At 44.8% G+C, this 22,467-nt stretch carries 18 protein-coding genes and 1 tRNA gene; 7 read left to right on the forward strand and 12 right to left on the reverse strand.

The features are described 5' to 3' along the window. Positions 1 to 12: 12 nt before the first annotated feature. Positions 13 to 2,037: an RNA degradosome polyphosphate kinase gene (locus tag KSW37_RS03545; RefSeq protein ID WP_217313343.1), complete on the reverse strand. Its 2,025-nt coding sequence runs from the start codon at positions 2,035 to 2,037 to the stop codon at positions 13 to 15. A 22-nt stretch (positions 2,038 to 2,059) separates the two neighbouring features. After that, positions 2,060 to 2,797 (reverse strand): leucine-rich repeat domain-containing protein, encoded by a 738-nt coding sequence (locus KSW37_RS03550; protein WP_217313344.1) that lies wholly within the window; start codon positions 2,795 to 2,797, stop codon positions 2,060 to 2,062. Positions 2,798 to 3,112: 315 nt separating this feature from the next. On the opposite strand from KSW37_RS03550, the gene KSW37_RS03555 reads away from it, so the two are divergent. Beyond that, positions 3,113 to 4,174 (forward strand): porin, encoded by a 1,062-nt coding sequence (locus KSW37_RS03555; RefSeq protein ID WP_217313345.1) that lies wholly within the window; start codon positions 3,113 to 3,115, stop codon positions 4,172 to 4,174. A 90-nt stretch (positions 4,175 to 4,264) separates the two neighbouring features. Here KSW37_RS03555 and hisB read toward each other — a convergent pair whose 3' ends face one another. The 3 genes from hisB to KSW37_RS03570 all read right to left on the reverse strand — a co-directional run bounded on the left by hisB (position 4,265) and on the right by KSW37_RS03570 (position 6,867). Next, the gene (gene hisB / locus KSW37_RS03560) at positions 4,265 to 5,341 is read right to left on the reverse strand and encodes a bifunctional histidinol-phosphatase/imidazoleglycerol-phosphate dehydratase HisB (RefSeq protein ID WP_217313346.1); all 1,077 of its coding nucleotides are present in this window, start codon (positions 5,339 to 5,341) and stop codon (positions 4,265 to 4,267) included. A 26-nt stretch (positions 5,342 to 5,367) separates the two neighbouring features. Continuing rightward, positions 5,368 to 6,045, reverse strand: a complete 678-nt coding sequence (locus KSW37_RS03565) for a DUF975 family protein (protein WP_118201227.1) — start codon at positions 6,043 to 6,045, stop codon at positions 5,368 to 5,370. Between the two features lie 72 nt (positions 6,046 to 6,117). Next, positions 6,118 to 6,867 carry an RNA methyltransferase gene (locus tag KSW37_RS03570; RefSeq protein WP_118152365.1) on the reverse strand — a complete coding sequence of 250 codons (750 nt, stop codon included), beginning with the start codon at positions 6,865 to 6,867 and terminating at the stop codon, positions 6,118 to 6,120. A gap of 190 nt (positions 6,868 to 7,057) precedes the next feature. Here KSW37_RS03570 and KSW37_RS03575 point away from each other — a divergent pair, with 190 nt between their 5' ends. Then, on the forward strand, positions 7,058 to 9,172 hold the full coding sequence (locus KSW37_RS03575; protein WP_254368546.1) for a BamA/TamA family outer membrane protein: 2,115 nt from the start codon (positions 7,058 to 7,060) through the stop codon (positions 9,170 to 9,172). Positions 9,173 to 9,361: 189 nt separating this feature from the next. Here the strand turns inward: KSW37_RS03575 and KSW37_RS03580 are convergent, their stop codons facing one another. Beyond that, positions 9,362 to 9,817, reverse strand: a complete 456-nt coding sequence (locus tag KSW37_RS03580; RefSeq protein WP_217313347.1) for a hypothetical protein — start codon at positions 9,815 to 9,817, stop codon at positions 9,362 to 9,364. 113 nt (positions 9,818 to 9,930) lie between these two features. Between KSW37_RS03580 and KSW37_RS03585 the strand changes: the two genes are divergently transcribed. Further along, positions 9,931 to 10,734 carry an MBL fold metallo-hydrolase gene (locus KSW37_RS03585; RefSeq protein ID WP_118152359.1) on the forward strand — a complete coding sequence of 268 codons (804 nt, stop codon included), beginning with the start codon at positions 9,931 to 9,933 and terminating at the stop codon, positions 10,732 to 10,734. A 289-nt stretch (positions 10,735 to 11,023) separates the two neighbouring features. Here KSW37_RS03585 and KSW37_RS03590 read toward each other — a convergent pair whose 3' ends face one another. From KSW37_RS03590 to KSW37_RS03595, 3 genes are all read right to left on the reverse strand, one after another. Continuing rightward, the gene (locus KSW37_RS03590; protein WP_040553814.1) at positions 11,024 to 11,392 is read right to left on the reverse strand and encodes a DMT family protein; all 369 of its coding nucleotides are present in this window, start codon (positions 11,390 to 11,392) and stop codon (positions 11,024 to 11,026) included. 307 nt (positions 11,393 to 11,699) lie between these two features. Then, the gene (locus tag KSW37_RS15950; RefSeq protein WP_254368542.1) at positions 11,700 to 11,927 is read right to left on the reverse strand and encodes a PD-(D/E)XK nuclease domain-containing protein; all 228 of its coding nucleotides are present in this window, start codon (positions 11,925 to 11,927) and stop codon (positions 11,700 to 11,702) included. A gap of 9 nt (positions 11,928 to 11,936) precedes the next feature. After that, positions 11,937 to 13,334: an ATP-binding protein gene (locus KSW37_RS03595; protein WP_254368543.1), complete on the reverse strand. Its 1,398-nt coding sequence runs from the start codon at positions 13,332 to 13,334 to the stop codon at positions 11,937 to 11,939. Between the two features lie 233 nt (positions 13,335 to 13,567). On the opposite strand from KSW37_RS03595, the gene KSW37_RS03600 reads away from it, so the two are divergent. The 4 genes from KSW37_RS03600 to KSW37_RS03615 all read left to right on the forward strand — a co-directional run bounded on the left by KSW37_RS03600 (position 13,568) and on the right by KSW37_RS03615 (position 18,993). Then, positions 13,568 to 15,805: a patatin-like phospholipase family protein gene (locus KSW37_RS03600; RefSeq protein WP_217313348.1), complete on the forward strand. Its 2,238-nt coding sequence runs from the start codon at positions 13,568 to 13,570 to the stop codon at positions 15,803 to 15,805. A gap of 152 nt (positions 15,806 to 15,957) precedes the next feature. Further along, the gene (locus tag KSW37_RS03605; RefSeq protein ID WP_217313349.1) at positions 15,958 to 17,262 is read left to right on the forward strand and encodes a S28 family serine protease; all 1,305 of its coding nucleotides are present in this window, start codon (positions 15,958 to 15,960) and stop codon (positions 17,260 to 17,262) included. Between the two features lie 128 nt (positions 17,263 to 17,390). After that, a tRNA-Lys gene (locus tag KSW37_RS03610) sits at positions 17,391 to 17,463 on the forward strand. Between the two features lie 174 nt (positions 17,464 to 17,637). Then, on the forward strand, positions 17,638 to 18,993 hold the full coding sequence (locus KSW37_RS03615) for an MATE family efflux transporter (protein WP_217313350.1): 1,356 nt from the start codon (positions 17,638 to 17,640) through the stop codon (positions 18,991 to 18,993). An 11-nt stretch (positions 18,994 to 19,004) separates the two neighbouring features. Here KSW37_RS03615 and KSW37_RS03620 read toward each other — a convergent pair whose 3' ends face one another. From KSW37_RS03620 to KSW37_RS03635, 3 genes are all read right to left on the reverse strand, one after another. After that, a complete protein-coding gene (locus KSW37_RS03620) occupies positions 19,005 to 19,169 on the reverse strand; it encodes a helix-turn-helix domain-containing protein (RefSeq protein ID WP_217313351.1) in 165 nt (54 codons plus the stop codon). 504 nt (positions 19,170 to 19,673) lie between these two features. Then, positions 19,674 to 20,798, reverse strand: a complete 1,125-nt coding sequence (locus KSW37_RS03630) for an HNH endonuclease family protein (protein ID WP_254368544.1) — start codon at positions 20,796 to 20,798, stop codon at positions 19,674 to 19,676. Next, on the reverse strand, positions 20,795 to 21,913 hold the full coding sequence (locus KSW37_RS03635; RefSeq protein ID WP_217313352.1) for an adenine-specific methyltransferase EcoRI family protein: 1,119 nt from the start codon (positions 21,911 to 21,913) through the stop codon (positions 20,795 to 20,797). The genes KSW37_RS03630 and KSW37_RS03635 overlap by 4 nt, the downstream gene beginning before the upstream one ends. Positions 21,914 to 22,467: the final 554 nt, after the last annotated feature.

A 22,467-nucleotide genomic window follows, 5' to 3' on the forward strand; every position in this document is an offset into this window, starting at 1 on the left:
TTATATGCTTTATTATTTATATGCCTTATAAAGTTCTTCCTGACTTCGGAATGGCTCGCCTTCTACAAATTCCTTGCCGCCCTTGCCATCTACTACACGGCCGTTCATCGTATCTCTCATACCGTATGAGATGGTGCGGAGCAGGTCTGCCTGCATATCCTCATCATATACCGGGGTGAGAACCTCGATGCGGTTGATGAGGTTTCTAGGCATCCAGTCGGCAGAACCGATGAAGTATCTTGGCTTGCCTCCGTTGGCAAAGATGAGGATGCGGCTGTGCTCCAGATAGCGGTCGATGATGCCCACGCAGTGGATGTTGTCGCTGAGCTTGGCGATGCCTGGCACCAGCGAACAGTTGCCGCGGATCACGATGTCTATCTTCACGCCAGCCTTTGAAGCTTGATAGAGCTTGGTTACCATATCGGTATCGGTGATGTGGTTGATCTTCATCTTCACCCAAGCCTCCTTGCCCTCGTTGGCATTCTTGATTTCGGTGTCGAGCATGCGCAGGATGCGGCTCTTCATGGAGTTTGGAGATACGAGGAGCTCGTTGAATCGGAATGGTGAGAATGGGCGGTCGATGAAATCGAATACCTTAGCCACCTCGTTTACCAGCTTAGTACGGGCTGTCATCATCAGATAGTCGGTATAGATCTTGGCATTGCCCTCATGGAAGTTTCCGGTTCCCACGCAGGCGATGTTGCCCTTCTTAGACTCGATATAGAGCAGCTTGGAGTGAATCTTCAGTCCTTCTACACCGAAGATTACGTTCACGCCTTCTTCCTGCATGCGCTTGCTCCACTTGATGTTGCTCTCCTCGTCGAAACGTGCCAGAAGTTCTACTACGGCTGTTACTTTCTTGCCGTTGCGGGCAGCGGTGATGAGTGCCTTCACTACCTTTGAATCCTTAGCCAGACGATAGAGGGTGGTCTTGATCGCCTTTACCTCTGGCTTGGTAGCAGCCTCTCGGAGTACACGGATGTAGCCGTTGAAGCTATGGTAGGGTACATGGATAAAACGGTCTTTCTCACGAATCTGGTCGAGGATGCTCTCGTTGGAAAGGAATTCCGGTTTCATGATAGGAGCCCATTTTTCGTACTTCAGTTCCTTGTGTCCGCAATCTGGGAACGACATTAGGTCCTTGTGGTTCTGGTATCTACCGCCAGCCAATGAAGCATCCAACTCCTTGGTGTTCAATCGCTCACGCAGTTTCTTCTGAAGTTCCTTCGGCATCTCCTGATCGTAGATTACGCGCACGGCTTCACCCTTCTTACGGCTGCTTACACCCAGGGCAATCTTCTCCATGGTTCCGAAGTCGGCATCATTGTCCATCTCCATTTCGGCATCCTTGGTAAACTTGAAACTGAAGGCACGGTAGGTGCTCTCCTTGAAACCGAGGAATACCAGAGGCAGACAGTATCTGATTACATCATCGAGATACATGATGTTGTCGAAACCCTCGCTTGCCGGTACCTTCACCCAGCGTCCGTAAACTCTATCCGGTACCTTTACTACGGCATATTTCTTCTTCTTGTCATTCTCAGCCTTTTCTACGGCAAGGTAAATGCGGTTGTCCTCCAGGGTAGAGAGGTCGTCTATCTCGTTGAGCCAGATAGGGTTGACAGAGCCATTGAGCTTGTCGTAGAAGAACTGCGTGAGGAAATCCTTCTGCTCGTCGTTGAGCTGGTCTTCGGTGAGCAGGCGAACCTTGTGTACTTCAAGCTCTCGGAAAACCGTATCCACCGCCTCAGTGTATTCTTTTGAATAATATTCATTGAGTTTATTTATTGTTTTAAGTGATTTCTTAATTTGCTGTTCGGTATCCTTGTCGAGCTTCTGGTCGAGCATGCGGTTGAGTGATGCCACGCGGACACGGAAGAACTCGTCAAGGTTATTGGAATAAATTCCTAGAAAAGAGAGACGCTCCAACAATGGGACGTACTCTTTCTCTGCTTCTTGCAGAATGCGATGGTTGAAGTACATCCAACTAATATCACGTTCTACGTATGCCTTTTTGAGTAATTCTTCTTTGGTCATAATCGTTTGCTAATATATAGAGTTACTTTGTTTTTACAGGCTCTTTCTTGGCCTTGTTATCCTTCTTTGCAGAAGTTTCTTTCTTTTCTGCATTTTCTTCTACTGTCTTCTTTTCAGAAGTCTTTTCTTTCTTCTCTGCGTTAGTTTTCTTTTCAGAAACTTTCTCGTCCTTCTTGTTCTTAGAAGATTCTTTAGAGTCTTTGCCTGGTACTTCCAGAACGAGGAAATCAGTATCTCCGTTGATGAAGTGAAGCTCTTTACGGAAGAACTTGCTGCTGCCGGCAGGAACGATGATGTCGTGCAACAGGTCGCAGTCATCGAAAATATGACGGCTCAACTTGTCTGGAGTTCCAGCGAAAGTAATCTTCTTCAGTTTGTCGCATTCAGCGAAAGCATATGCTTTGATAGCTTTCACGCTGGCAGGTACATAAATGTTATCCAATTCATCACAATCATAGAATGCATCATGTTCAATCTCCTTCACCGTACTAGGGATGATGACATGAGCCAGTTGTTTCTTTCCACGGAATGCCATCTCTCCGATAATCTCTACTCCCTCAGGAATCGTAAAACTGGCATCATGGTTCATGTAGTAAACCAAGCGCTTCTTGTCGGCGGTATATACTGCCCCGCCGTCAAACTCAAAGTTATCGCTGTCAATCTTCTGTAAGGCGAGGTTGAGAACCAAGTTTTCAAACTTACCGTCTTTCTTGGACTTCTTCTTGAGAATCTCCAAAATCGCTTTTTTATTTTCCTTCATATAATCATATTATGTTAATTGTATTTCTTTTCGGTTGCAAAGGTACGGCGATATTTTTAAACTAGAGCGAAAAGATGGTTACATGTTTATGACGATGATGTTACATCGGTATTACGGGCATTACAATCATATTACACGCTTTGTAAACAGGCAATGTAACACATTTGTAACACTTATGTTTTGTGAAAGAAACATTTTATCCTTATCTTTGCAGCCGAAAAGAAATAGAATGGCATCTTGTTGAATTTCAATTCATAACGGGATTGCTTTCTTGTTGGTAACAATCAATTAAGGTATATATATAATAAGGTGAAAATGAAGAAGAAAACGTATCTGTTGATGGCACTCGCTATGGTGTCGATGGGAATGAATGCCCAAAACTCAGAAAAGAGTTCTCTTGGAAACGATGCGCCTGAATTCGTAAAGACGATGAAGATAGGTGGAACCATCCGTTCTAAGTATGAATACCAAACCGAAGAAGGGGAGGGACGATTTGAGGTGCGTACGGCCCGTATCAATGTAGCAGGAAATGTAACAAAGGAGGTTAGTTATAAGGCTGAGATTGATCTCTGTGATGAGGGTAAGATTAAGATGCTTGACGCTTATACCCGCATCAAGCCTTGGAAGACACTGCAGTTCACCATCGGTCAGGAGCGCGTGCCATTCACAATTGATGCTCACCGTTCTCCTCATCAGCAGTACTTCGCCAACCGTTCGTTCATCGCCAAGCAGGTGGGCAACGTGCGCGACGTGGGTGCTGAAATCGGATACACCTGGAATGTAGGTTTCCCAATCGTAGTGAATGCCGGTATCTTCAACGGTTCTGGCTTGACCAACCAGAAGGATTACTGGACCAAGGGCGTTAACTATTCTGCCAAGGCTCAGTTCCTCTTTCCGAATGTGAATCTGGTGTTGAGTACCCAGAAGATCAAGCCATCTGATGTTACGGTAACGATGTATGATGGCGGTATCACCTTCCACAAGGGTGGTTTCATAGCTGAGGTAGAGTATCTTTACAAACATTACAGCAAGGATGCCTTCCACGATGTGCATGCATTCGATGGTTTTGTTTGCTATGATATTCCGGTGGCTAATCCTAAGAGTCTCATCAGGAAGGTTTCTCCTTTGGCAAGATATGATTTCATGAGCGACCACAGTGATGGTACAAGATATGGCGGTTCTGATACAGAACTGGGTGTATTGAAGATTAATGATTACAAGCGCCATCGTGTTACGGGCGGTGTAACCCTGAGTCTTGCCAAGCCATTCATCTCTGATATCCGTATCAACTACGAGAAATATTTCTATCGTAAAGGTGGTATAGCTAAAGTTTCAGAAAAGGATAAGATTGTTGTGGAGTTCATGACAAAGTTTTAATTTTTTTTAGGCACGGATTACACGGACTTTTTGACTTGCGCAACTTAAAAAACTCATAGCGCAAGCCTCCGTGTAATCCGTGCCTAAAAGTTACAGCATTCCCTTAGAGCTAGGAAGCTCGAAGTGGTAGATGTCTCTCTTTACCGCCATTTTCAGCGAACGGGCAAGTGCCTTGAAGATGCCTTCTATCTTGTGATGCTCGTTTTCGCCCTCTGCCTTGACATTGAGGTTCATCTTTGCCGCATCACTCAGACTCTTGAAGAAATGCTTGAACATCTCGGTTGGCATTTCGCCCACCTTCTCTCTGTGGAACTCGGCATCCCAAATCAGCCATGGACGGCCACCGAAATCCAATGCTACCTGACAGAGACAATCATCCATTGGCAGACTGTAGCCGTATCTTTCTATTCCGCGCTTATCACCTAAAGCCTGCAGCAGGCATTCGCCCAGTGCAATACCCGTATCCTCAATGGTATGATGCTCATCCACATAGAGGTCGCCCTTGGTATGGATGGTGAGGTCCATCATGCCGTGCTTGCCTATCTGTTCCAGCATGTGGTCGAAGAAACCGAGACCGGTAGAGATGTCGCATTTGCCTGAACCATCGAGATTTACCTTGATGTAGATATCCGTCTCCTTGGTGGTGCGCTTCACTTCTGCGATACGGTCACCGGCAAAGAGAATCTCGGCTATCTTGTCCCAGTCCATGCCATCCTTTCCGAGAATCAGACTCTTGCAACCCAGGTTTTCAGCAAGCTGGGCATCGGTTTCACGGTCACCGATTACATAACTGTTTGCCATATCGTAGGCAGGGTTATCGATGTATTCGGTCAGCATGCCTGTTCCTGGCTTGCGCATCGGCGAGTTATCTTCAGGGAAGTGGCGGTCGATGTGCTGCTTGGCGAAGTGGATGCCCTCGCTCTCCAGGGTCTGGATGATGAAGTTGTGTACTGGCCAGAAGGTGTCCTCCGGGAAGGAGTCGGTACCCAGTCCGTCCTGGTTGCTCACCATCACCAGCTCGTAGTCGGTGTGCTGGGCAATGAAGGCGAGATTGCGGAACACGCCCTTGGTGAATACCAGCTTCTCGAAGCTGTCAATTTGCTCATCCTCTGGTTCCTGAATCAGAGTTCCATCGCGGTCGATGAAGAGTAATCTTGTCTGTTTCATTTCTCTTATATATTATGTTAATACGATTAATATTTTTCTATCTCTGTAGTTGCCATTTTTTGACTTTCCTTCATTCTCTGTTTCTCTTCGTCTTGCACCTTGTAAGAGCCGAATTGATAGGCAAGTGAAATGCCGAGCCAGCTCAGGGCATAGATGATGAGCAGGAAGGTGATGGTGAACACCAGAAAGAGGAGTGGGGTGAAATAACCCGGCACACCGAGCGGGTCGCCATCAAGCGCACCGAGCTGTGAATAGAACTGTGCGATGATGAGGATGATGGAAGGCAGGGCTGCGATAAAGGTAGCGATGCCTACAATAATCATGCCGAGAAAACTGGTCAGAAAGAAACCTCCGAAGTGGCGGAGAATGCGGAGGAGGGATTTGCCTATCTTGCGCTTTTCGCCCTTAGGACACAGTTGCTTTCTTGGCAGGAGATGCCAGAATGATACGATAGCCATCACGATAGTGGCTCCGTAAATGATGGTTTGCAGAATGAACGAAGCCATCGGATTCACGGCTCCCCAATCGTGAAGCGGTTTGTTGGGGAGGAGGAAATAGAGTACGATAGCCAGCAATACTGCAAATGGAACATGGGTAGTCCATGTCTGTTTTACGAGTGATCTGAAGTCACTTGTTATGGTATCGTATGATGCTCTCATGCAGGCAGTTATGCTGCGATGCTTAAATAATTCATTTACTTCCATAACTATCTTGTTTTAATTTCTAATTATCGCTTTTGTATTTTTTTACCTTTTTACCCTTTTACTTTTTTACCTTTAAAAGTTTCTTCTGAATTCAGAGCAGGTAATGGCGGTAGCGATAGCCACATTCAGACTGTCGGCGGTAGCTCTACCTTCCGGAAAGTTAGGGATGAGCAGCTTGTGGTTCACCTTCTTTGCCAGGTCTGGCGAGATGCCTTTTCCTTCGTTTCCCATCACGATAAGTCCTCGGTTTTCGAGCTTTTGCTGATAGATGTTGTCGCCATCGAGCAGGGTTCCGTAAACGGGAACATCGGCAGGAAGTGATTCTACCAGTCCCAGCAGGTCGCCATATTCTACCTTCACTCTTGCTATGCTGCCCATCGTGGCCTGCACCACCTTCGGATTGTATACGTCGGCAGTATCCTGACTGCAGTAGATATGGGTGATGCCAAACCAGTCGGCGATGCGGATGATGGTGCCCAGATTGCCCGGGTCCTGAACGCCGTCGAGCGCCAGACTCAGTTCGCTGGTATTAATAGAGTAATCTCCTGATGTTGCCTGTTTGAATACTGCAAGCACCTGCTGCGGATGTTGCAGGAAACTCACCTTCTTCAGTTCTTCATCAGTAACCTCTATCACTTCGGTTTCAGCCCCGAAGTGTTTGCCCCGGAGCCATTCGCCGGTAGCCACAATCAGGTCGGCAGGTTGCAGAGCGAGCAGATCGTCTACCACCTTGAAACCTTCTGCCACGAACTTTCCTTCTTTATTTCTGTTCTTCTTCAGTTCGAGCGAACGTATGTACTTTATTTTATTCTTGCTAATCATTTATTTTTTGTCTATATGTGTGCAAAGGTAACATAAAATATAGACATTTCAAAATAAAAAGTGCTAAATATTTTGTATTTAATTTGTTTTGCATTATCTTTGCATATCAAAAACGATAGATATTTTGAAAAAAGAAACGATTTCATTACTTGCCTTGCCGCTGCTCATAGCATCTTGTTCTTCAAGTAAAATGGTGCCGGAAGGGGAGTATATATTAAATAAGGTAGAAGTGAAGAGCGACTCGGCAGGGTATAATGCCGGGGCGCTCAAGCAGTATGTGCGCCAGAAAGAGAAGCCGAAACTCTTCTCGCTCTTCAAGAATCCTTTCAGCAAGAAGCCTGTCATCTACGATACTTTGCAGGCGCGGCTCTCCTGTCAGGATCTGCTTACCGCCATGCAGAACCAGGGCTTCATGCATGCCGGGGTGTCGCTCTATACCACCAAGAAAGGAAAGAAACTGGATGCTACCTATCTGTTGCATCCCGGAGAACCTTTTATGATAGGTAAGGTGAAATATGAGGTGGAAGATGAACATATCCAGCAACTTCTGCATCTCGATAACCCCGATAATCAGCAGATTAAGCCGGGAATGAGATTTACGGTAGAAACATTGGATAATGAACGCAGGCGTATCTCCAGCCTTCTGACCAATGATGGCTATTTCCGCTTTCATAAAGATTTTATCCAGTTTTCTGCCGATACGATTGCGGGACAGAAGGATATCGCCCTGACGCTACACCTGATGAAGTATAAGGCAAACAGTAATGCTCCTGAGGTTGATCATACCCGATATGAAATCAGGAATATCAACTATCTGAGTAATGACAGCGACCGAATCCATCTGCGCCATCAGGTTTTGCTCAATGCCACTGCCCTCAGCGAAGGCCGTCCCTATAGTGCCGCCGCCTTGCAGCGCACCTATAACAACTTTGCCCGTCTGCAGGCGGTGAAGTATACCAATATCAGTTTCTCTGAAGTTCCTGACAGCAACCAGGTTACGGAGAACGGAATGGAGAGAGACAGCATCAGCCGGCAGATGGATTGCAATATCCAGATCAGTACCAACAAGCCTTCTACCATTGCCTTCCAGCCGGAAGGAACCAATACGGCGGGCGACTTGGGAGCTGCTGCTTCGCTCACTTATACCAACCGAAATCTCTTCAGAGGTAGTGAGCAGCTGAGCATAGAACTTCGTGGAGCCTACGAGGCCATTACCGGTCTGGAGGGGTATCAGGATCAGAACTATACAGAATATTCGGTTGAAGGCAAACTGGTTTTCCCTCGTTTCTTGGCGCCTTTCCTTTCAAGAAATTTCAGAAGAAGACAGACGGCAAACAGCGAGTTGTCGGCAAGTTGGAATCTTCAGAACCGTCCGGAGTTTCATCGCCGCGTATTCTCTACTGCCTGGCGTTATCGCTGGACAGAACCGCGTCATCACCTGGCTTGGCGTTTCGACCTGCTCGATCTCAACTATGTTTATATGCCATGGATATCCGAGACATTCAAGAGAGACTATCTCGATAATGCAGAAAACAGAAATGCCATCCTCCGCTACAATTACGAAGACCTGTTTATCATGAAGATGGGTTTCGGTTTGAGTTATAGCGATGGGGTAGATGCTGTGCGAGTGAATGTAGAGAGTTCGGGCAATCTGCTGAGTGGTGTTTCCAAGGCATTCGGTTTCAAGGTGAACAGCCAGGGGCAGCGTACATTATTTAATATAGCTTATGCCCAATATGCCAAGTTTGATGTAGATTATACCCATCTGATGCAGTTTGATAAGCGCAATGCTCTGGCGCTGCATGCGGGTATCGGTGTGGCTTATCCTTACGGCAACAGTACGGTGTTGCCTTTTGAAAAGCGTTATTTCTCGGGTGGTGCCAACTCGGTAAGAGGTTGGGGCGTAAGAGAATTAGGTCCGGGCAAGTTTAAGGGAACTGACGGCAGAATAGATTTCATCAACCAGACGGGTGATGTGAAGCTCGACTTGAATGCCGAATATCGCACTTCGCTCTTCTGGAAGTTTGAGGGCGCAGCGTTTATCGATGCCGGTAATATCTGGACACTTCGCAATTATCAGGATCAGCCTGGCGGCCAGTTCAAGATAGATGAATTCTACAAACAGATAGCTGTAGCCTATGGCTTAGGTCTCAGGTTGAATTTCGATTACTTCATTCTCCGTCTGGATATGGGTATGAAGGCAATCAATCCAGCTTACGGAACGAAGGAAGAGCATTGGGCGATTATCCACCCGAAACTAGACCGCGATTTCGCCTTCCATTTCGCAGTCGGTCTGCCGTTCTAAAAAAGAGTTTTCTGAACTTTCGCATGTGGGGAAGTTAAGGGAAGTTAGGGAAGTTAGAGGGAAGTTAAGGGACAAATGTCCTAAGTTTAAGCTAGAAGACTATTGTCTCTTAACTTCCCGAACGACCATAGGGAGTGATAACTTCTTTAACTCCTTTAACTTCTGAACTGGCGAAACTCCTTACTTTTTTCAAGGCAATTTTTCCAACTTAATCTTCCAGAGCCCCTTTTCCATACACATCGGCAGTTGGAAATCGGCCTGTTCTATGAGCTGCGGATCCTGCCCGATGCTGTCCATCTGCAGAAAATTATGAACCGTAAGGGTTATGGTGGCACTTGTTTCATCGTCACCGAAATCAATATCCGTAATCTCGATGCTGGCATCCTCCGGTTTCTGGCGCAGCAGTTCCACGTCGGTCTCGTTCACATTACTTGCAGCATAGCGCAGCCAGCGCTCCGATTCCTGGGTACAATACTTCACGGCTTTCTGGAAATGCCAGTTGAAATAATAGTTGGCAAACGAATCAACATCAGCCTTCAGCTGGTCCTCGCTGCCTTCGTGAGGTTCACAGCCCGAAAGGCTGAATATACTTGTGCTCATGCATGCCACAGCTATGCATAAACCTATCATCGACTTCTTCATCATGATTCTCAAATCTTAAAAATTCTATTTTTTTGCGATATTTCGGCACAAAGATAGTAAAAAACTTTGTAATAAGAATCTTTTTTGCTAACTTTGCATGGAAAATAACAATTAAAATGCTGAAATTTATATCCTTTGGCAGTGGAAGTAGTGGCAATTGCTATTATCTTTACACTGATACGGATTCGATACTGATAGACGTAGGAGTAGGAATAAGAATATTAAAGAAGCATTTCCATAACTATGGACTTCGCTTCGAGGATGTGCATCACGTCCTCATCACACATGACCACGCCGACCATGTAAAGTCGGTGGGGAGTCTGAGTACTGACTATCATCTACCGGTATATACGACCCGTAAAGTACATCAAGGCATCGAGCGCAACTATTGTGTTCGAAAGAAGATAGAGCCTAACCATGCTCGTGTGATAGAGAAGAACGTAACTTTCACACTGGGCGAGTTTAAGATTACCCCGTTCGGCGTACCCCACGACAGTACCGACAATGTTGGCTATTTCGTGGAGTGTGGAGGTGTGAACTTCTGTCTCATCACCGATGTGGGTCATATTACCGAAGAGATGCACGACTTTATCGGCCGTGCCAACTATCTTGTGCTCGAGGCGAACCATAGTGTAGAGATGCTCCAGCAGGGTCATTATCCCCAGTATCTGAAGGAGCGCATTCTGGGAGATAACGGTCATCTGAGCAACGACGATTGTGGTGAGGCGCTTGCCAATTATGCTACACCGGAGCTTCATCACGTCTGGCTCTGTCATCTCAGCGAGGAGAACAACCATCCTGAGCTGGCACGCAAAACCGTGGAGCAGATCCTGCGCAGCAAAGGCATCATAGCCGGCAAGGACTTCCAACTGGAAGTATTGAAGCGCAAGACACCGAGCGAAATCTATAACCTGGTGTAAGGCAGGTGTTCAATTTTAAAAAAGGTAGGGGGTGTGTCATAAGCCACGCCCCATACGCCCTGAAAGGGCAGAAGCCCCTAGCCCAGGGCAGCGCCCTGGGTAATTACGGACACAAACTTGTCGCCCTGTAAGGGCAAAAGCTTTAAAATACAGGACAATATACAAAGCTTTTGCCCTTACAGGGCGTCTCATTGATTGCTATATTATACCCAGGGCGCTGCCCTGGGCTAAGAGCTTTTGGGCTTTCAGCCCGTCCTCGGCTGCCATTATTTAGGCTTAAGCCACACCCTCATTTCATGAATACGAAATAAACGGCTGCAATCAGGCAGCAGAAGGCTGCGAAATGATTCCAGTGCAATCCCTGTCCCTGGAAGAGGATATTGGCGATGATGGCGAAGACGATAAGCGATACGCATTCCTGAATCACTTTGAGCTGGACCAGATTAAATGGTCCGCCATTATCCACGAAACCGATGCGGTTGGCTGGTACCTGACAGCAATATTCGAAGAAGGCGATGGCCCAACTGAAGGCGATGACACCGATAAGAGGCCAGTTGCTGCTCACGCCCGTTTGTTGCAACTTGAGGTGTCCGTACCAAGCCAGCGTCATGAAGATGTTGCTCAGCACCAATAATAATATAGTATACAATCCGTTCATAATCTTATCTTTTTTGCGGGTGCAAAGGTAATATATTTTTTTTAACTCTCCAAATTTCAGGGAAGTTTCATTTCGTTTTTGTTTTGATATGGCTGTTCTTGGCAGATAAATCTCCGATGTTCTGATATTTATCTCCGAAAGATAAGTGTGCTGTTTGCGTATGACCAGTAGGCTGTTTGGGGCGAACAGCCGACTGGCGGATTAGAGAACAGTAGGCTGTTCCTATAAGACAGTCATCGCAGATAGGAAAACCAGATATCCCAATCCTATCAATATGATTTATGTTTAGCATTCTGCAAAAATCTCTTCACTCATCCACTTCTTTCCAATCTATCAATCCCTTGCCTGTTTCATCGAGTTCCACGGCTAGGGCGATGACCTTGCGCTTGTCTGCCTTGAATGGTTCGGTGTAACTCTTTTCCTTTATCTGGCTCTCGGCAGCAGAAATGCCGCCATTGTTCGATAGCTTCAGCTCCAGGACATAGATGAAGGATGGAACCTCCACAATCATGTCTATCCTGCCAGTGGCCAGCATTCTCTCTACTTACACCCTAAAGCCCAAGGCTCTGAATATCGTGCTCATTATCAGTCGGTAACGCTCCTCCATATCCATGCTCGCCATTTTCTTGTTGCTGTATGGAACATCGGCGATAAGAGCCTTTAATGCCTTCTTGGCTTCAGCGGTATTGCCGTCCTGCATCATTTTTCTGAGGAAGCTCTGCGCAGAAACCACTTCCGAATTCGACTTCATGGTCAAGGCAGGAACCACTACCTGGTATAATGCCTTGCGAACTTCAAAGTTAGGGAAGCCCAGGATGTAAACGCCCTCGTCGTAACCCTTAATAGTGAGATAACCCGACTGATAGAGGAAGAGCTCGGCTCCGCCATTTACCACATCCGATGTCTCCAGGGTATCGCCCTCGATGAAGCAATGGTCAAAGTATTCCATCCTCATCTCCATATTATCCACGAACTTAGGCAATAGGGAAGTGGCGCCTGATGAAGCCCAGTAATTTCTCAATTTTCTATCCGACAGGGCATTGATAAGGCTGAATGGGTTGAAAATGTCCACCATATTATCGCTGCAGAAATGATATCCATCGTAATAAGCCGTGAGCTGCTTCAGCGTCTCCTCCGGAGTCCATCCGTTTTCTTCACCCATCGCCTCAATCTCCGGCATGAAGTTTTCGGCAACTTCCTGCTTTGAAATACCGCAGATGGTAGTGTATGGTGCATCAAAGCTGATGTTGCTCAGGTTGTTGAGCACGGAGAAGAGGGAGATTTGAGTGAACTTGGTGATGCCCGTGATGAAGACGAAGCGCTCGTGCTCGTCCTCTTTTTTCAAGACGGCAAACACGGACTTGTAGATGGCTGTGCAGGCATCATGCTCTGGAGTCTTCCAAGAATGCTGCAATGGAGAATCATACTCGTCGATAAGAATAACCGTCTGTTTTCCGGTCTTCTGGAATATTGTTTCGATGATGTTCTGGAAACGGACAGCAAGGGAAACCTCCGGGCGCACCGCTACTTCATACTTCTGTTCGAGTTTATAGAAGGCGTCGTCGAGATAGGAGTTGAGTTCTTCGGGTGTTGCACCTCCGCAACTCATGTCGAGTCGAATGACGGGATAGCAGGTCCATTCTTTCTCCAACTCCATCACCTTCAATCCTTCGAAGAGTTCCTTTTCCCCCTCGAAGTAAGCCTGGAGTGTATCCACGAGAATGGACTTACCGAAGCGGCGTGGGCGGCTTAGGTAATGATAAGTCTTGTTGCTATGAGCAAGTCTCCATACCATATCAGTCTTGTCAACATATAGGTATCCTTCTCTTCTTATTTTAGCAAAAGACTGGATGCCTACCGGCAATCTTCTATCGTTCATTTCTGTCATAATCAAATCTCCTATGTTTTCAGGATAGCTTTTTGCGAGTAATCCTCTTTCCATAAATTCTTTTTGCAAAGATACGATGAATATTTTGATTTTGCAAGAAAAATGGGGGATAATATAAAAAAGGTGGCGAATCTTTTTGTTATCTCTGATTTTTGCAGTATCTGGATTGATTCGCATAATCCTTTAAATTTCAGTGTTCTCAGCCATTTTCTTTCAGATTTTCTTGCGAGTTCCAATCTTTCTTCGTATCTTTGCTGTGTCAGTTATTCATTTTTAAAAGGAGCAATATGATGGTACATCGAGATAAGATATTATGTTTTTTGGTTTTATTCTGCTGCTTCTTTGCACATACTCCTCTGCAAGCCCAGCAGCCACGCAAAAAGGTGGGGCTCGTTTTGGGTGGAGGTGGTGCCAAGGGTGCGGCTGAAGTAGGTGTTCTCAAGGTGCTGGAAGAGGCTGATATTCCTGTAGATTATATTGCCGGAACCAGTATCGGTGCCATCGTGGGCGGACTCTATGCCATCGGCTACGATGCTGCGGATATTGATAGCCTCTACCGTAACCAGAACTGGCTTTTCCTTTTGAGCGACCAGGTGAAACGTGAATCGGAGACTTTTCTTTCTAAAGAAGAAAGGGAGAAATATATCGTTCATATTCCTCTTTCCAAAGAGAGGAAGGTTTCGTTGCCTACCGGTTATGTGAAGGGGCAGAATATCTTTAACCTTTTCTCTAAACTTACCGTGGGGTATCATCAGGTGGATGATTTCTCCAACCTACCTATTCCTTACCGTTGCGTGGCGGTAGATCTGGTAGAAGGCAAGGAGGTCGTGTTTTCATCGGGCTCGTTGCCATTGGCGATGCGTGCCAGCATGTCGATACCGGGCGTGTTTGCTCCGGTAGAATGGAAAGGAAAGATGCTGGTGGATGGCGGCGCCTTGAACAATCTGCCGGTTGATGTGGCAAAGGAAATGGGAGCGGATGTGATTATCTGTGTAGATTTGAGTACCGGTTGGAAGAAGAAGGAAGAGCTGAAATCGGCTTCTTCTGTTGTAGAACAGCTCATAAGTATGATGGGGCAGAACAAATACAGGAAGAATATGGCTGAAGCCGATCTTTATATCAATCCTTCTCTGAAAGGTTATTCGGCAGCCAGTTTCCAATCTGAAGCCATTGATACGATGATACAGCGGGGAGAACAGGCTGCCCGTCAGAAATGGGATGAGCTGATGGCTCTGAGAAAGTATATCTATGCTGATGCTTGTGATTCTGTAGCCTCTGATGATACATTACAGGATAAACGCCTCAAACTGCCGAAACATTCTCAGACGGAAGCTTATCATATAGGAAGCATCCGGATAGAAGGCATCAGCGGAGAGGAGGAAAAGTGGATTAGAAAGAAAATTGCTTTACGGGAGAATTCGGAAGTCAGTCCTGAGGAGATAGATGGCACACTTGCCATGCTCAGAGGACTGAATATCTTTTCGCGTGTAGAATACAGACAGTCTAACGAGGAACCTTATGACCTGGTATTTATGCTGGAACCCAACGAATCGAGAAGAATCAGTGTAGGTGCACGTTTTGATACGCAGGATTTGGCGAGCGTCATTGCTCAGATATCCAATAACCAGCAGTTTTCTACTCGTCATCATTATGCCTTTACAGGACGCATTTCCCGTAATCCATATCTGGAAATGAAATATGCCTATGGCAACCTTTTCGGAGCGAAAATTGGCATTTCCTATCGTATGGCTCATTATGATTTCGACCTTTATGCGGACAAGCATAAGTTGGATGCCCTAGAGTTTCTTTCGCATTCTTTCGCTGGATTCTATACCCGCGATATCGGTAATTTCAGATTGAAATCGGGAGTGCAGTTTGATTATTATCATTATCATTCTGATATGTTCGAACGCGACGGAAGCATCCAGACACGTTCGTCAGACCATTTTCTGAACTACTTTGCATCTGTTGTGATGGATACTTACGACCGCCGCTATTTCCCGACCCGTGGCAGCCGCATTCAGGTTCAGGGCATTCTGCATACGGATGACGGAATACATTATGCCGATGGTAATCCTTTTGGCGAGGCTGCTTTTCAAGGAGAATGTGCCGTACGTCTCAATTCCAGATTCTATCTGCTTCCTAAACTCAAAAGTCGCTTCTTGTTTGGCAGTTCCGTACCAGCCATTTATCAGAATTATGCAGGTGGAGTAGCTGATGGTTACTATCTGCCTTGGCAGGTGGCATGGGAGAGTGCGCAGCATGTTCATCTGCTGGAGCGCAATGTGGTGACAGGTCAGCTCGGTTTCCGTTATCGGGTAAAAGGTAAGTTCTACCTTACTGCCTTGGGAGAGTATGGCAAGGAAGCCCGCAAGTTTTCCCATATTCTCATTGGTGATGATTTGTGGGGAGGAGCCTTGCGGGCATCCTATGATTTCGTATTGGGTCCGGTAAGCATTCAGGCTAATTATTCTAGCTTGGGTAAGAATGTTGGATTCTATATCAATGCAGGATTCGTATTCTGATTTCCTTAATTGCTGCCCATATAATAAATAAGGTGGGGTTTCTCTTTGCCGAACAAGAATAAATCATTACCTTTGCAGCTGTTTAGAAAACATATAGAATGTATTTTGCAATCTTGAATTTTAGAATATAATAAATAAAAAGAGAGAATAAGATGAAACTGAGATTTTTGAAATCGATGCTGCTGCTCTTCATCCTGCCTTTGCAGATGCTGGCGGCAGAACTGGGCGTGGCTGGTAAGCAACTGGCTGCATTGCCTGGAGTAAGTAACGTGGAAACGCTGAAAAGTACGCATTTCCCGGAAAAGTATGTGTTCTTTATCAAGCAACAGCTCGATGCCAAGGATGCATCCAAGGGCTATTTCGAACAGAGGGTAGTGCTCTGCCATAGAGGATTCGACCGTCCTACCGTGCTCGTGACTGAAGGATATAATGCCAACTATGCGTTGCGCGAAGGATATATCGAGGAACTTTCCAAGCTCTTCGATACGAATATCATTACCGTAGAGTACCGTTATTTCGACAAGTCGATGCCTAGTCCTTGCAACTGGGATTATCTTACCGTTGAGAATTCGCTCTATGATCTGCATCATGTAAACCAGACCCTGCATGCGATGTACAAGGGAAAATGGATTGCTACCGGCATCAGCAAGGGTGGACAGACTACGATGTTCTACCGTTCTTACTTCCCTGATGATGTAGATATTTCTGTGCCATACGTGGCTCCGCTCAACAAGGGTGTGGAGGATGGACGACATGAGAAGTTCCTGCAATATCAGGTATCAACCAAGGAAAACCGACAGAAGGTGCTCGATTTCCAGTTGCTCCTTTTCAAGCGAAAGGCTGCGTTGCTGCCAATGTTCGAGAAATATTGCAACGATAAGAAATATGTATTCAATGCTCCGCTGGCAGAGATTTTTGATTACTCTGTATTCGAATACGCCTTTGCTTTCTGGCAGTGGGGAGAAGACATCAACAAGATTCCTGCAAGAGATGCTGATGACAAGACGGTGTTTGATTACTGGATTAATATGTGTGAGCCTGACTATTTCACCAATTATAATGCCACAGCCTCGTTTGATGTGCAGGCAGCCCGGGAGTTGGGTTATTACGGCTATTATACCAAACCATTCAAGAAATATCTCAGTATCAAGACAGCTAAAGGCTATCTGAAGAAACTGATGGTACCAAAGGGAGCAGAAAACGTGAAGTTCTCGCCAGCACTCTATAATCATACGGTAGAGTTCCTGACCAAGAATGATCCGAAGATGGTTTATATTTATGGTGATATCGACCCATGGGGAGCTTCGGGCATTTACGGCTTGCCTTTCACCAAGAACAAGAAGAACCTGCATGTTTATATGTGTCATGGCGGTTCGCACAAAACTCGCATCTTGTCGTTCCCAGAGCCTACAAGACAGGAAATCATCAGTCTGATAGGTAGTTGGCTGAAGGAATAATGCTTCCATGAACCAATCATAATGGATAAAATGAAAGATTTTTTCAAAAAATATCCATAAAAATTTGGTGGTTTCAGAAAAATGTATTACCTTTGCAATCGCTTTTGAAAACAAAGCTTTTTGCAGAGGCACCCTTAGCTCAGTTGGTAGAGCAACTGACTCTTAATCAGTGGGTCTAGGGTTCGAATCCCTAAGGGTGTACAAAAAACTCCGGAGAATCAATCTTGGTTCTTCGGAGTTTTTTTGTATCTATGCCCGGCATGGAGTAACCACGGCTCCATGAACGATGGTAAGATGTCACAAATTTGCCGAATTTGAGAAAAAATAAATAAGATTGTCTTGCTTTTTCTGTTTTTTATCGTATCTTTGCAACTGATGAATAGAACAGACTTGACACAAGGTAGCATCTGGGGGAATATCACGACCTTTCTGTTACCTTATATTCTGGCTTATTTCCTACAGATTCTCTATGGTTTGGCCGATCTTTTCGTGATAGGTAGATATTGTAATGTGGATAGTACTACGGCAGTATCTAATGGTGCGCAGGTAATGTATTTTGTTACTTGCGTAGTCATTGGTCTGGCTATGGGTACCACGGTTAATACGGCTCATGCTATCGGTACAAAGGATCAGCATAGGGCTTCCCGGGTTATTGGTAATACTGCTACCATGTTCTTTACCTTGAGTATTTTGCTGGCGCTGGTGTTGCTTTGTTGCCGTGATGGTATTGTCCGATTGATGGATACGCCACCTGAGGCTGTGGAAGGTACCCGTGATTATCTCATGGTATGCTTTATCGGCATTCCGTTCATCATGGCATATAATGTGATAGCCTCAATTTTTCGTGGGTTGGGCGATTCGAAGAGTCCGATGTATTTCGTAGCTGTGGCTTGTGTGGTGAACATCCTTCTCGACTTTTTCTTTATCGGATATCTGGGGTGGGGAGCCCGAGGTGCGGCATTGGGTACTACCTTGTCGCAAATGTTCAGTGTGATGGTAGCCCTCCTTGCTATCAGGCGTCATCGTGAGGTATTTGATGTTCACAGACATGATTTCCGTCCGAACCGTCAGACGGTAAAAAGTATTCTGAAGATAGGTTTCCCGATAGCCATGCAGGATGGTTTCATCCAGTTGGGCTTTCTTGCCATTGCCGTAATTGCCAATGGACGAGGTGTGTATGATGCCGGTGCTGTGGGCATCGTAGAGAAGTTTATCGGTCTGGTTTTTATTCTTCCTTCTGCTATGCTGTCTACCGTTTCAGCCATCTGTTCCCAAAACTATGGTGCAGGCAATGTAGACCGTGTGCTTAAAACTTTGCGCTGTTCGCTTGTCATCATCTTTGGTTATGGCATTCTGATGATTGCCGTTTGGGAGATTTTCCCAGAGGTGGCAGTGGGTATCTTTACCGATGATCCTGTTGTAGTAGAAAAAGGAGCCGTTTATCTGCAGGGATATATTTATGATTGCCTTTTTGCCGGCATTCACTTCTGCTTCTCAGGCTTGTTTACAGCCTGCGGCTATTCCATCATCTCTTTTGTTTATAATTTCCTGTCGGTCATCCTGGTAAGAATTCCGTTGGCTTATCTTGCCTCAGAGATGTATCCGGATACGCTCTATCCTATGGGTATCACGACGTGGTTCGGTTCGCTGTTCTCTGTTATCATCTGTGTGGTTGTATACCGCTGGATGGTCAAGCATCATAAGTTCAGTCATTCCATCGTTGCTTCCTGATACAGGCAGGATTATTCTTTTAACAGCTGTTTTCTGAATGCACTAGGAGACATTCCCGTCTTTTGTCTGAAGAGGCGGGCGAAATGGTTGGGATAGCTGAAGCCCACTTCTTTGCAGGTGCCGTAGCTGCGGCTCTTTATGTTGCCGGTGATGGCCCATGAAACAGGATAAAACATGTATCAGAAGCAATAATTTCGCCAACTGCCACAACGAATTTGGGTCAACTGCCACAGCGGAATTGGGTCAACTGCCACAACGAAAATGCGCCAACTGCCACAACAAAAATGCGCCAACTGCCACAATAGAATAGAAAAGCAACAAAGTTTAACCATTTTATTTACTTGATATTCAATAAAATATATTATTTTTGCATCAGAAATTAAAAATGAGATTTTATGAAAGAATATAAAGCAAGAATTAAGTAAAATCGATACCGATAAGATGAAGTCCCCATCTTTCAAAATGGTGCTGACTGGTGTCGGTAAATATGCCTACCAGCGTCCGCAGGACGGCGTATATGTTGTGCCGGTAGGGTGCTTGAGAGATTAGAAATTTATTTTTTGTTTCTTTTCTCATTAATGCCACGTTATGATGTTGACTATAGATGATAGTCATTAGATAAGGATAAAAGTAACCACTCAGCCATATTTAAAAAGATGACAGAGTGGTTACGTTTGTTTTTATTTGCTTCCCTTACTGCGATTGCATTGTCGGCAAAGCATTTGGCAATTTTTGATGTCGGTTCTTCCACCTTCTCGCCAAGGCTTGATGTGGTCGCCCTCCATTAATTCAAAGTCAAACTCTTTGCCACAGATGGCACATTTATGGTTCTGTTTTTCCCATATTGCCTTCTTTACCTTATCCTTGAAAGTTCGAAGATCCAGATAACGTTCATCGCCAGTTAACACGTAAGGAATAATTCCATTCGGCTTCTGAATCTCATCATCACCGATAAGATCAGTAATTCTTGCCTCCATTGCCTTGATATCCAATGGCTGTTCATGATACTTGTCATAAAACAAAGCCCAATCCACTCCCTTCATGATGATTTTAAATTTCTTCATATTGAAAGTAGATATAGCCCAATTCAGTACGTTTTGAAAATAAGTCCAAAGAGGAATGGCATTCTTGTCATGTTGATGAACAGCCATATAACCAACGGCACTTTGTGGCTTTCCATTGCGAGTTTCATGATCAGCCATCCACTCTAAAGCCTTTTTGAAAAAGTCTTGGCGAATAGGTGAACCATTTACCAAATCCTTACCTAGCTTATAAGCTCCGCATTTGCTTTTGGAGAAATGATGTTTTGCATCACTAACGAAAGGACCTGCATAAACTGCATTGCGGATTTCCTGCTCATTCAATGGTTTGCCGGCTATATTGATGGTCTTGAACCATTCCAGCTTTTCTGACTCCTTGCCTTCGCAAACATATACAGTCAGCTTATAGTCGAGAATTTTCTTCTGAATATCAGCTGTTTGATTAAAGAAATTCTTAAAATCTAAAGCAAACAATCCAGCTACGTATTCACAAAGTGAAAGTGTGCGTTGCTGTCCGTCCATTACCTCATAAGGACATTCTGCATCATCACTTCTCTTCACCCAATACATCACATTGAGCGGATATTCATTAAGCACGGTGTTGATGACGGCACGTTGTTCGGCTTCGTTGTAGATGAACTCTCGCTGATAAGGTGGACGGATATCCAAAAGACCATCATAGCCACGTACTCCTTGTTCTTCATTGTTGATGTAACCTTTGGTTATCTCGCCAACGGTTACTTCCAGTTGTTTAATTGTCATCATAATGTTTGTGGATGTTTGTTACGGATAATGATTCTGGCATATGGCAATATGATTTTACCATTTTTCTCAATATAAAGCGAATTCATGTTTGCTGTAACATGCGCTTTATTTCCTTGTGCTCTTAGTTTGTCTATTGTTTTCTGTCCCATAGTTTTTATACCTGCTTCTCGACACCAATCCGTATCACAAGCATTACCTATGATTTCGAATTGCTCAGGATTATACTTGTCCATAAATGTAACAGGAACTCCCATTAAGCCATCATAATCTCTAGGAATGTCTCCTGTCTTGTTTATATCAATTGCATCATAATTACTATATGATGGATAGTCTTCTGACGAGTAAGAACAGACTAAATCCATAGTTTCATGACGTTTGGCAATTTCCATGTTAGTAAACCAATTGACGCCAGATACACGGATCATTTTTTCTTTATGGTTGCCCGATTTAGCAACATCGTCATATGGGGAATAAAAATGAGCAGCTGCCCCCTTAAATCCATAGCCTAACCAAACTTTATTTTCTTTAATTAGCGGAAACACCTCTTTATATTTTATAGCATTTTGATGTCCTACTATCAAGAACTTCTTGTCATATTCCATTAACTGCCCAATATACTCTCGGAACAAAGAGAATGGAGGATTTGTAACTACGATATCTGCTTCTTTCAGGAGTTCTATGCATTCGTTTGAACGGAAGTCACCAGTCTTCAATATAGACATCACGTTCTTGTCGTTCTCCAAAAGATAACGGACATCCGACAGGTCAACAGCCCCATCTCCGTTTTCATCTTTTACTTCCGTAATCTCCACCTTGTAAGCAATTTTTTTTGGTTCTTCATCACCAAAGCCTTCAAAATGGAGCATGAGTTCATTACCCGTTACAGGAGAACCATTATAACAGGTACAGATAAGTTTCTTCAAACCCAACTGGTTGAAACGAAGAGCAAAATACTTAAAGAAATTGCTTTCGTAGGGATCATCACAATTGCAGAGTACCACCTTCCCACGGAAGTGCTGCCAATAGTGCTGCAATTCTCGCTCAATATCAGAAAGTTGAGTATAGAACTCATCCTTCTTCGCCACCTTAGCGGCATTCAGATTTTTGTTTGCCATATACTTTTGATTGATAGTTATAAGACAAGACATCTGCAAACAACTATCAATCCGCTAAGACGCAAAAAAGGGGCGTGATGCCTCTTATCGCGTTTAGCACGGGGCGGCGTCGGATGGAGCCCCAGATCTACCATAAGAATGCATCACGCCTATAGCGTGTTTGCATTGCTTTACTTGGTAGATAAGGGGCTTCATACGAAACGTATATATACGAGCCACCTATCACATATTATTTCCGTGCTTGTTATTCCAAATGAGTTTCCGACGCTCTTGGCTAAACGCGAAATAATAGCGAATGCTTTTTTTATCAACGATGTCTTGGAAAAGGCTTCCGCCAAATCCGTTGGCAAAGGTACAAAGAATAATTGAGATTATTGTAAGTTTCTCTGAAAAAGTTTTCGAGAAAAGCGTTTTTCAATCTCTTCCGCATTTTATTATCTTCTCCAGGACCCATAAAAAGTCCAATAAATTCTTTAAAAGTGTAGAGTTTTGTTCTTTTCTACGACTTAAAAAATGTTATTTTCTTTTTTGTTATCAAGAAAAAGTAGTAACTT

Origin of the sequence: Segatella copri, from assembly GCF_019127135.1 — a bacterium.
Lineage (GTDB): Bacteria > Bacteroidota > Bacteroidia > Bacteroidales > Bacteroidaceae > Prevotella.